The following is an 11,462-nucleotide window of genomic DNA, read 5'->3' as shown; positions in this document are numbered from 1 at the left end:
ATGCTCCTATTAGGGTTTATCTCCAAGTTCCTCAAAAAAGTTTAAACACGTTTATAATTTATTAGCCAATTAATTTATGAAAAGAGTTGTTTTTTTTATTTTCTTTATATTATTATTCAGTCATTGTGGAAGACCTAACTATCCTAAAATAGATGCTTCTTTTGAACGACTTGACACCTCTTTATTGGCATATATAGACGAACAAGGACACTTTCTTCCTGATGGTTCTTATATAGAAATAGAAGAGCGTGAAAATACTGAGGAGAAACCTTATTATATTTGTTATAGAACACCTTCAAACTCATATTATACAGTAATAAAAGAATACTATCATAATGGGAATATTTATCGTAAGTATATTAGTCTTAATACAAGAAATAACTTATTTAATACTGATTATTATTTTAAAGAAAATGGAGAAATCGAAAAAATTGTAAATCATGACATTGAATGTCCTTTTACATTTGATAAAATATTAACTTTTTGCAAAAAAAAGGGGATTCGGAATATTCCAAAAGGAGCTATAAATTACACATTACCCAAAAACACAACAACAATATTAAAAATGTCATATAAAGAAAATACTATTTGGTTTATTGAATGGAAAAAAACTAATGGTAGTTCCGAACTTTTTTTTATAGATGGTAATACAGGAAAACTTATTGAACATAGACATGGATATTGGTCTTTTGGAGACAGAATCAACTAAAAAATTTCACTTGTAGATGGAATTGGCATACTACTTTTTATACTATTTTGTCAATGTACAAGCACCATGAGGAAAGATATAAAATGGATTGCAATTACAGACATTTATGAAGAATTTGGTATAGATTCTTATGATATAGAATTCGAAGAGTTCTATTTTGTAGATGAAAACACATTAATTTTATCAGACTTTAAAGGGATAGGCACCCCTTCCCGGACAGGTATTGTTTTTATATCAAAACAAGCAGAAGATATCTATTTTGAACAACGAGGAAATATTAAAGAAAATGAAAAATAATAGTAAATTTATTATAGGATTGTTAGTATTGTTTTTGTTTATTTCTTGTAAAACAGCACAGAAAAAGCAAGAAAAAGAAAAAGAAGAAAAAGAATATGCTAATTATTTAGAAACTTACCACTCTGATTTTTTTCAGAAATATTCAAAAAGACAGGTTATTTATTATGATTATTTTGATAAATTTCTTGCTTATAAAAGAGAACAAGAAAGACAAATACAATTAAAAAAATCAGACTTAAAACTCAATGAAGTATATTATTATTATTATGGAGATATTTGTTTGGTTTTGTTTTCAGATGATGGACAAATGTATCATAACAAATTTAATATAAATCATCGTTTTGTTGATGTCATTGGAGATACTTTGGTTAAGATAAAAGAACCCATAGAGTTATGGTCGTATGCAAATTTTGAGTTGAAAGACAATAAACTATATACTTTAACCAAAGAACGAGTGCCTTATAGTGAGTGGTACGAAACTATTACCTATAATTTTAGAAATGATAGTATTATTGCTGACAAAATGTATAAATCAAATTTACATCACAAGAAAAAATGGTTAGCAACAACTCGTGAGGCTTATAATATAAGAATGGTCTGTAAACCTACACTTGAAGTGGAAGAGGAATTTATAACTATAGAAGGACATAAAATTAAACATTACATTGTTACTGGAGAATTTTTACTGAAATAGGAAAACAAATACTATCCTAGACTATTTTTTAAGAATCTTTCCCCTATACTCCCTCTTCTTTCCTTATCAAATGTGCTAATTCAGAGTTGATTCTTTTTTCATTTTTTCCTGCAATTCCTTTGGAAATATAGCATGCTTGAGGAGTTCTTCCGCAAGAGCTAATTTTTTAGGGAACATGATAGCCTCTACTAACTATTAGAGACTTATTACCGACCACTGCCCTCTATTTGGAACCCTACTTCGGTGATGCCTTGTAGGTTCTCCACCCCTTTTTCCTTTCCTAAGCTGCGATCCGCCTGCTCTATGGAGAAAGTATAAGTTCCCTTAGTAGGGAAGGTAACCCCTTCCTTATACCATAGCTTACTATCCTTAATGGAGGCACCTTCGCCTAACCATTTCCCTTCGGTGGTGGCCATCTCGTATTCCAACGTATCCACTACTACTTGATTGTTGGGAAACTCCATTTTGGTAATAAGAAAAATATTACTGTAAGGATAATCATTGTTATTCCTCAACATAATAAAGAGGTTGTGCTTTTGTAGGGTATCAGTTGCCTGATAGCGAAAAGCAATGGGCTTATTAGCTGACCAACCCTGAGGGAGGGTCTCATACTCACTATACTGTATATTTTCTCCACAGCTAGCCAAAAGGAGGAAAGCCATTGAGAAAAGAAAAATTCTATTCATCGGACTTAGGGGCTGTTTTATTGGGTTTCTTAAATGGTTTCCTTGTACTTTTCTTAAGATTGGTCACCTGAGGTGCTACTTTTTCCTGCTTTTGTGAGGTATTTATAGCCTTTTGTGGTGCATTGTTAAACGGCTTCTTATTTTCGGGACGAGGTTTGCGTCCTTCAGGTGTTCCTTTCTTTTCTCTTGTGTCGGGAACTACTTTGTCTTTCGCAGTTTTCTCTATTTTTTCACTGTTAGGTGTTTGTTCTGCAACTTCGGTTATAGCGCTATCGGCTGTGGTCACATTCTTAGAGGGCTGTTTCTTTTTATTCTTACGCTTTTTCGGTTTTTCATCAAAGCGAGTAAGGCTACCTTCTTGAGCGTTTTCCGAAGTCAGTGCATTCTCTGGCGTATCTTCCTCCTGTATGTATTCCTCAAGACTTGGCACGGGTTGTTTTTGCTTATTTAGTTCCAAGATCTCTTTTACTTGATCTACCGTAAGCTTATGCCAATTGATAAAGTCCCCCTCATAGGTGAACCACATTAGGCGCTTGAAGATATCCACTTTCTGACAGGAAGCGATCCCCTTCTCGGTCAATAGTTTGGTGTCAGTACGTGGGAAATCACGCAAGGCCTCAAGATAACAATCCAATTCGAAATTCAGATCACACTTAAGTTTGCCGCACTGCCCTGCCAATTTCTGAGGGTTGAGTGAGAGCTGCTGGTAGCGTGCTGCGGCTGTGGTTACGCTGCGGAACTCCGTGAGCCAAGTGGAACAACTAATCTCTCGTCCACTGGAGCCAATACCTCCGAGGCGTGCTGCCTCTTGGCGGTAACCTATCTGGCGCATCTCAATACGGGTGGAAAACTCTTTAGCCATATCCTTGATCAGCTGGCGGAAATCCACACGGCCCTCCGCCGTATAGTAAAAAGTAGCTTTGGAACCGTCGCCCTGATACTCTACATCGGAGATCTTCATTTCCAAGCCCAAGGCAATAGCTAGCTCACGTGAGCGCTTTTGTAGTGCCTCCTCCTTAGCCCGATGTTCTTTCCATATCTCTATATCACGCTCGGTCGCCTTTCGGTAGATTTTAGGTAGCGTAGGTGACTTGTCATCTACCTTTTTCTTTTTCATCTGGATACGTACCAGCTCCCCTGTGAGAGAAACGGTACCTATGTCATGCCCTGAAATGGTTTCGGTAGCTACCATATCCCCTATTTGCAAAGGGAGCTTATGTACATTGCGGAAAAACTCCTTACGGCTGTTCTTAAAGCGTACTTCCACGCAGTCAAAAGCCTCCTGTCCTGCAGGCAGGGGAATATCGGAAAGCCAGTCATAGACGGAGAGCTTTACACTTCCGTAGTTATAAGCAATTTTATTATGTGAAGGTTCGTCGTTGTAAATCATCAGTTGGAAAACAATACTTTTCTAAGAGGGCAAAAATACGTAAAAAAGCTAAGAATAAAAAGTTAAAAGTGCATACATCTCATTCAAGGAATATTTTTTAGTCCTATAGGTAAAATTTTTCAAGGAAAAGCTGTATATTTGCACACACTTTTAACAAAACAATTTAGAACCAAATGGGAAGAGCATTTGAATTTAGAAAAGCCCGCAAATTCAAGCGTTGGGCTGCAATGGCAAAAACATTTACTCGTATAGGAAAGGATATCGTAATGGCAGTTAAGGAGGGTGGTCCTCACCCTGAAACCAATGCGCGCCTACGTGCTATTATGCAAAATGCAAAGGCGGCCAACATGCCTAAAGAAAACGTAGAACGAGCTATCAAGCGTGCTAGCGAAAAGGATACAGCCAACTATAAGGAGATCCTCTTTGAAGGCTATGCACCACACGGGATTGCGATTCTTATAGAAACTGCCACTGATAATAATAACCGTACAGTAGCCAATATCCGTAGCTACTTCAACAAATGTAATGGCACACTGGGCACCTCTGGCTCGGTGGAGTTCATGTTCGACCACACTTGTAACTTCCGTATCAATGCCGAGGGTATAGATCCAGAGGAGTTGGAGCTAGAGATGATAGACTTCGGAGCGGAGGAAGTATTCGTAGATGACGATGGCATCCTTATCTATGCCCCTTTTGAGAGCTTTGGGGCTATCCAAAAAGAATTGGAAGGGCGCAATATAGAAATCTTATCTTCTGGTTTCGAGCGTATTCCACAGGTAACCAAGGAACTATCTGCTGAAGAACAAGCCGATGTAGAAAAACTCCTTGAAAAAATAGAAGAAGACGAGGATGTACAGAATGTGTACCACACCATGAAAGAACGTGAGGAATAATATTAGGAGGCTGCCCTTTTGGGGCAGACTCTATTTATTAAAAGACTCTATTCTTAAAAAGTGAAAAAAGTAAATATTTAACTCTTAAAAATAACCTCTATTCTTTTGTATATTCTAAAAAAATAATGTAATTTTGCCGAGTCTTATTCACAATAAGCAAAAAATTATATTGTTTGAAACGAATAACTACCAAAGAAATTAACCGCTTAGCACTTCCTGCTGTGATAACAGGAGTGATAGAGCCTGTCATTTCCCTTACCGATACGGTAATGGCAGGGCATATTGCTCTTAATACGAAGGAAGTCCTTGGAGCAGTAGGGGTAGTTTCCTCATTTCTCTCAGCCCTATTATGGATATTCATACAGTCCAGTCGCGCCATCACCTCCCAGGTCGCCTATGCTTATGGACAAGGGAAATTATCTCAGGTCAAGGGTTTAGTTGCTCAGATTCTACTATTATCGCTGGGTATTTCCTTGTTATCTTCTATCTTTTCCTTTGTTTGTAGTCAATTTATCTTAGAGCGTTTTTATGATGCAGAGGGAACTCTTCTAGAGTATTGTTTGGATTATTTTCATATTCGTGTATGGGGCTTTCCTCTTACCCTACTGACCCTTACCATACATAGCATTTTCCGAGGCTTTCAGAACACCTCTTGGAGTATGTATATCAGTATTCTGGGAGGGGTTATCAATCTGGTATTCAATTACATTTTTGTATATATCTTCCATTGGGATATCAAGGGGCTGGCTTGGGCAAGTCTTTTAGCGCAAGGAACGATGTTTGTCGTTTCTGTCATTATCATGTACCAGAAAACTCCTTTTAAGTTTTTTATTGTCAAAGGAATACATCCCAAATTCTTACAAAGCCTCCGTATGAGTGCGGATTTGCTCATTCGCTCCTCCATGTTACAGGGGGTACTCTATTTTTCTTTTTTAAAGGCAACCCTCTTGGGCACTGATGGAGACCATACTATCGTGGCTACTCATACACTCCTGAATCAAGTTTGGGGCTTTTCCACTTTCCTATTTGACGGTTATTGCAATGCAGGTGGACTCATCTCTGGAAGGCTTTATAGCACACGCCAATACGAGAGTATCAGAGAATTGGTCAGACAACTCTTCTATGTGGTATTAGGAATAAGCTCTGCTATTTCTTTGATCTATTTTCTCCTTTATTATCAGATAGGCACTTTCATGACAGAGAATACCGATATTTCTTTACTTTTCTATGAGAATTTTTGGATAGTGATACTCATGCAACCGATTACAGCCATTACCTTCCTTTTTTCGGGAGTTTATAAAGGTATGGGCTTTACTCAGGTGCTACGTGATGCCTTTATCATCGCTACCCTCTTGGGCTTTTTGCCTGCCTTTTATGTTTGCGAAAATTTATTAGAATGGGGACTATCGGGTATATGGGCTGCCTTTTTCGTGTGGATAGTATTCAGGGGAGGCATCCTCTTTCTTCACTATTTAAGTTTCTTCTATAAAAGATCTGTACTGCCAAGTGTTTAGTCACAATTCTTTTTTATTCTAAAAAAAATTTGTATTTTTGTGGGTATTTTCACAGTAAATCTAATTAGCTCATTTTGAAACAAATACCTATAAAAGAGATCAATCGTTTGGCCTTTCCCGCCCTTGTCTCTGGCATTATAGAGCCTGTTATATCCCTTACTGATACAATAATGGCAGGACATATCTTAGAGGATACAAAGGATATACTGGGAGCGGTAGGTATTGTTTCCTCATTTATTACTGCCTTAGTATGGATATTTATTCAAGGAAGTAAAGCTATTTCGGCACAGATTTCGTATGCATACGGACAGAATCGTATAGAACAATTGCGCGGACTGGTAGCCCAAGTGCTCACCTTATCTGTAGTAATATCAGTAGGTTGTGCTCTTATTGCCTATTTCTTTACCAATTTTGTATTGGAAGATTTGTACAAAGCCAGAGGAGGTCTTTTGGAAAAGGGGCTTATCTATTTCCGTATTCGTGTATGGGGATTACCTTTGACATTTTTGACCCTGACGATACACAATATATTTAGGGGCTTACAGAATACCTCTTGGGCTATGTATACCGGTATATTAGGAGGTATTACGAATTTGCTCTTGGATTACTTTTTTGTCTTTGTACTTAACTGGAATATCAGTGGGCTGGCTTGGGCAAGCCTTACGGCACAAGCTGTTATGTTCTCGGCTTCCGTATACCTATTATATACGAAGACCCCTTTTCGATTTGAGCGTACCAAGAGATTGCATCCGAAATTCATGCAGAATACACGTATGAGTATAGACCTATTCTTGCGTTCGCTCATGATGCAAGCCACCCTCTATTTCTCGTACTATGCAGCCACAAAGCTGGGAGGAGGGAAAGAGAGCACTGTCGTTGCCACTCATACAGTACTCAACCAAGTTTGGTTATTCTCTGTATTTCTTTTTGACGGTTTCTGTTCGGCAGGAGGGGTGATTTCAGGTAGGTTATATAGTAGTGAACAGTTCGTTTCGATTCGGTATATGGTTCGGGATTTGTTCTTTATCGTGGTGGGAATAGGTAGCGCAATTGCCTTAGTGTATTTTATGTTCTATATCCAAATAGGTGAATGGCTTACTAAGGACACTGATATTCGCCATCTTTTCTATCAGACATTTTGGATAGTGGTGCTCATGCAACCGATCAATGCGATGGCTTTTCTCTTTGACGGATTCTACAAGGGATTGGGCTTTACCCAAACTGTGCGCAATAGCTTTCTGATAGCCACTTTTTTAGGGTTTTTCCCTATATATTTTTTCGTAGAACACGTCTATCATTGGGGTCTTATGGGAATCTGGGTAGCACTACTGACATGGATGCTCTTCCGTGGAGGTATCCTAATCCTACATTATAAGGCCTTTTTCGTTACACAAAAAGGAAGATTCTTTAAAATCATCAGATAAAAATAAAAAAATGAAAAATATAGCTATACTTATGGGAGGCTACTCCTCAGAAGCTGATGTCTCCCTCAAGAGTGCTGCCACTGTGGTGGAGTGCTTAGACAAAAATAAATATCGCCCCTACCCTATCCTTATCGCTAAGGACAGATGGGTATATACCGACCCCAAAGGACAGGAGTTTCCCATAGACAAGAATGATTTTTCCCTTACTCTCGCTGGTGAGAAGATCACCTTTGCGTGTGCTTTCAATGCCATTCATGGCACCCCTGGTGAGGATGGTCACCTACAAGCCTATTTCTCTTTTGTAGGGATACCTATCACTGGTTGTAGTATGTATGCCTCTGCCCTAACCTTCAACAAGCGGGATATGCTCTCTGTGCTTAAGCCTTATGGGATTCCCCGAGCTAAAGCCTACTACCTAAACCGTGGCGAGCACTTCTCCACCCGAGAGATTATCAAGGCCGTAGGCTTGCCCTGCTTTGTCAAGGCCAATCGCTCGGGAAGTAGCATTGGAGTCTTCAAGGCTTACAACGAAAAGGATATTGATGAGGCTATAGAGAAGGCCTTTGAAGTGGATAGTGAAATAATTATCGAAGAGTTCCTTAAAGGAACCGAAGTATCGGTGGGGGTCATCACTTACCGTGGTAAGAAGCGTGTGCTACCTATCACCGAAATTGTATCCGAAAATGATTTCTTTGACCATGAGGCTAAGTACGAAGGCAAATCGCAAGAGATTACCCCTGCACGCCTGAGTGAGGAAGAACGCAAAAGAGTAGAAGAGATTGCCTTAAGAGTATATAACCTACTACAAATGAAAGGCTTCAGTCGTAGCGAATATATCTTAGTGAATGGACAGCCACATCTGTTGGAGATGAACACGACCCCAGGTCTTACCAAAGCAAGTATCCTACCCCAACAAGCCAAAGCGGCAGGTATTACTCTGGCAAACCTCTTTGATAATGCGATTGAAGAAGCGATGGTTAGTGATTAGTGGTTAGTGGTTAGTGGCTAGTGATTAGTGGTTAGTGGTTAGTGACCAATGAATAGTGAATAGTGACTAGTGATAACTGATAACTGATGACTGATGACTGATGACTGATGACTGATGACTGATAACTGATAACTGATAACTGACAACTGATGACTGATAACTGATAACTAACAACTGACAACTGATGACTGATAACTGATGACCGACAATGAGTAAGAAAAGAAAGGCTAATAGAGCGAAGAAGATAGGGTTGCCCCCTGGGAGCTTGGTGTACTTCGGAGAAAAGGAAAAGCTTGTGGATATTGATGTGATTTCCTATTCCGATAGTTCTTTCCACTCCCAAAAAGTAGGCACTGCTCAAGAAGCTCTGTCCCTGATTAAGGACGACCAAATCACTTGGATCAATATCAATGGACTGAATAACATAGAGGAGATACGCAAGATAGGAGGCTATACCCAACTGAACAACCTTCTTCTGGAAGACGTACTCGATACCCAACACCGCCCGAAGGTAGAACTTTTGGAGGATCATCTGCTAGTGATTATCAAGATGCTCTATTACCAAAATGGAGAACTCATCACCGAGCACTTGGCACTGCTACTAGGGGAAAACTACCTTATCTCCTTTCAAGAATCGGAAGGAGGTGATGTATTCGAGCCTATACGCAAACTCCTACAAGAACCCGAGAGCTTGCTCAGGAGATCCTCGGCGGACTATCTGCTTTTTGGTCTCTTGGATAGTATCGTAGATAATTACTTGGCTATAGTGGATAGAGTCAGCGATGCCATTGAAGCTATTGAGGATGAAATCATAGCGCATCCTCGTGAGGATATGATATCGGAAATACAGCTACTGAAGAAAAAAGCAACTTTCCTTCAGAAGTCTATCACACCTGCCCGTGAGGTTATCAGCCGTATAGAACGGAACAACCACTCCCTCATTCAGGGAAGTTGTAAGCCCTATTTCAGGGATTTGCACGACCATATCGTACAAATAGCCGAAACGCTCGCCTCCTATAGGGATATCCTTTGGGGACTTACAGACACCTATATGGGATCTATGAGTAACCGAATGAACAACATCATGCGGCTACTGACCCTTATCTCTACCATATTTATCCCGCTGACCTTTATCGTAGGGGTGTATGGCATGAATTTTGAGCACATGCCAGAGCTACACTACAAGTGGGCTTACCCCGCTTGCTGGGGGGTGATGCTACTGATTACCATAGGAATGATCATCTATTTCAGACGGAAGAAGTGGCTGTAAGTAGTGATTAGTGATTAGTGATTAGTGGTTAGTGGTTAGTGGCTAACTAAAAATTCAAAACTTAAATCAAAACTCTATGAGTCGTACTTTTTACATTAAAAATCCTGAGGCACCTAAAGTGATGAGCACTCAGGAGCTATTAGACCTCGTAGGAGGTAATTTCAGACAATTTGCCGTTAGAGATAATGACGAAGACCTTGATGAGATTATGCAAATGCCTCTGAGTGACTTTGGCTATATGTTACTAGGTCAAAAAGGTATCAGTGGGCGAGGCTTTGAGTGTAGTTACTCAGAGGAAGAACATACCTATAATGTACGTGTATTTACTCCTAGTACTTCAGCAGACTGGCATGGGGCACTCTCCTTTATAGAGAAATTGGCCACTACCTTTGGTGTTGTGGTGACCGATGAGGAAGGAGAGACCTACGAGGGCAACAATATCACCTATGATTTTCGCCATGACATAGCCTTTGGTATCGCATCTATGGAGAAAGGCGATGAGGGTTACTTTATCTTTGGCGCTATGCGTCCCATCTGCTTTTCAGATGAAGATATAGACCGAATCCTCGCGGCGGAGGATAAGGTAAAGGCTTTTGATGACTTTATTGCGGCACAGCGCCAGTATGAAGACCTCTATATAGCTAATCCCATTTTTGCACAAAATCACCAAGATGAGATTATCGGCATCTATGCGCTGACGAAAACTGTACCTAGCGTACTCCCTTATAAGTATCCTCCGTTTATAGACCTTACCAAATATAACCTCTCTCAAGAAGACATCAAGGAATGGCGGGTACACTTTGCTGATTATGATGAACGTCTTTCTGGTGAAGATCAGTTCCCTACCATAGGCGAGATGGACTATCAGACTTTCTTGGAGCGCCTTCCTGAGGATAAAATGCAAAAATTGGATGGGCACTATATGTGTCTCTGCTTAGAGAGCAAAAGAGAAATAGAAGCCCTACTGGGAAAGAAAACAGGACTTTGGGATAAAATAAAGAAGCTGTTCTAAAGGCGAAAACCTTTGCAAGCCAATGGCTTACAAAGGTTTTCTTAGATATATTAGATATATGAGATTAAGTATTCAGGAGTTATTCTAAAACCACATAATATGAAGGAGCAAGACGTTTGTCTTCTTTTCTATTTTCTTCCTTCTTACAAAAAGTAAAAAGAAAACAAACGACTATTAAAAGATAAAATATCATTTTAAATATTTGATATATATTTAGTTACAAGATTTTTTAAATAAAACGGATTTGATTTTTATTTTCTATTACAAAGAACCTCTATCTTTAGACAAAAGAGCTACAAGCTCTGTCTGTGTAAGGCACGAGCTAAAGTCGCTGAATACTTGGAAGCGAGTATGTGACTCGCGCCAGCACATGAGCTTTCGTTATATTGAACTCATACTAATTAATATATTTTGCTAGTTATTTTGTACAACTTAAATTGTTAAAAACAATTATACTTACACCCTGCAAATATAACACAAAATAACTAATAAAACAAATCTTTTTTAAAGAAATATTTTAATAAGTTATCAACAATAAAATTTACACCCTACTTAAATGAAAAATATTCTTTTTTAGATACTCAT

Annotated in this window: 11 protein-coding genes; 9 read left to right on the top strand and 2 right to left on the bottom strand. The window is 39.1% G+C overall.

Translation table 11 applies throughout. From position 1 onward, the window contains the following. Positions 1 to 76 precede the first annotated feature (76 nt). The 3 genes from Q0625_RS04995 (at position 77) to Q0625_RS04985 (ending at position 1,700) form a co-directional block, all read left to right on the top strand. Positions 77 to 709, top strand: a complete 633-nt coding sequence (locus tag Q0625_RS04995) for a hypothetical protein (protein WP_298824033.1) — start codon at positions 77 to 79, stop codon at positions 707 to 709. 66 nt (positions 710 to 775) lie between these two features. Continuing rightward, a complete protein-coding gene (locus Q0625_RS04990) occupies positions 776 to 1,006 on the top strand; it encodes a hypothetical protein (protein WP_298824030.1) in 231 nt (76 codons plus the stop codon). Then, positions 996 to 1,700, top strand: a complete 705-nt coding sequence (locus tag Q0625_RS04985; protein ID WP_298824027.1) for a hypothetical protein — start codon at positions 996 to 998, stop codon at positions 1,698 to 1,700. Before Q0625_RS04990 ends, Q0625_RS04985 begins: the two co-directional genes overlap by 11 nt. A gap of 206 nt (positions 1,701 to 1,906) precedes the next feature. Here Q0625_RS04985 and Q0625_RS04980 read toward each other — a convergent pair whose 3' ends face one another. After that, positions 1,907 to 2,386, bottom strand: a complete 480-nt coding sequence (locus Q0625_RS04980; protein ID WP_298824024.1) for a gliding motility lipoprotein GldH — start codon at positions 2,384 to 2,386, stop codon at positions 1,907 to 1,909. Then, positions 2,379 to 3,776 (bottom strand): regulatory iron-sulfur-containing complex subunit RicT, encoded by a 1,398-nt coding sequence (ricT, locus tag Q0625_RS04975; protein ID WP_298824021.1) that lies wholly within the window; start codon positions 3,774 to 3,776, stop codon positions 2,379 to 2,381. The genes Q0625_RS04980 and ricT overlap by 8 nt, the downstream gene beginning before the upstream one ends. A 173-nt stretch (positions 3,777 to 3,949) precedes the next feature. Here ricT and Q0625_RS04970 point away from each other — a divergent pair, with 173 nt between their 5' ends. From Q0625_RS04970 to Q0625_RS04945, 6 genes are all read left to right on the top strand, one after another. Further along, on the top strand, positions 3,950 to 4,669 hold the full coding sequence (locus Q0625_RS04970) for a YebC/PmpR family DNA-binding transcriptional regulator (protein ID WP_298824018.1): 720 nt from the start codon (positions 3,950 to 3,952) through the stop codon (positions 4,667 to 4,669). A gap of 173 nt (positions 4,670 to 4,842) precedes the next feature. Further along, the gene (locus Q0625_RS04965; RefSeq protein ID WP_298824015.1) at positions 4,843 to 6,183 is read left to right on the top strand and encodes an MATE family efflux transporter; all 1,341 of its coding nucleotides are present in this window, start codon (positions 4,843 to 4,845) and stop codon (positions 6,181 to 6,183) included. Positions 6,184 to 6,257: 74 nt separating this feature from the next. After that, positions 6,258 to 7,607, top strand: a complete 1,350-nt coding sequence (locus tag Q0625_RS04960; protein ID WP_298824012.1) for an MATE family efflux transporter — start codon at positions 6,258 to 6,260, stop codon at positions 7,605 to 7,607. A gap of 10 nt (positions 7,608 to 7,617) precedes the next feature. Continuing rightward, the gene (locus Q0625_RS04955; protein ID WP_298824007.1) at positions 7,618 to 8,595 is read left to right on the top strand and encodes a D-alanine--D-alanine ligase; all 978 of its coding nucleotides are present in this window, start codon (positions 7,618 to 7,620) and stop codon (positions 8,593 to 8,595) included. Positions 8,596 to 8,803: 208 nt separating this feature from the next. Beyond that, positions 8,804 to 9,865: a magnesium/cobalt transporter CorA gene (corA, locus tag Q0625_RS04950; protein WP_298824004.1), complete on the top strand. Its 1,062-nt coding sequence runs from the start codon at positions 8,804 to 8,806 to the stop codon at positions 9,863 to 9,865. A 76-nt stretch (positions 9,866 to 9,941) separates the two neighbouring features. Beyond that, complete coding sequence (locus Q0625_RS04945; protein WP_298823992.1) at positions 9,942 to 10,877, top strand: DUF4299 family protein; 936 nt, start codon at positions 9,942 to 9,944, stop codon at positions 10,875 to 10,877. The last annotated feature ends 585 nt before the right edge of the window (positions 10,878 to 11,462 follow it).

It is taken from the genome of uncultured Capnocytophaga sp. (genome assembly GCF_938029845.1).
GTDB lineage: Bacteria > Bacteroidota > Bacteroidia > Flavobacteriales > Flavobacteriaceae > Capnocytophaga.
The sequence above is the reverse complement of the archived record's forward strand: the minus strand, read 5'-3'. Positions and strand labels throughout refer to the sequence as shown.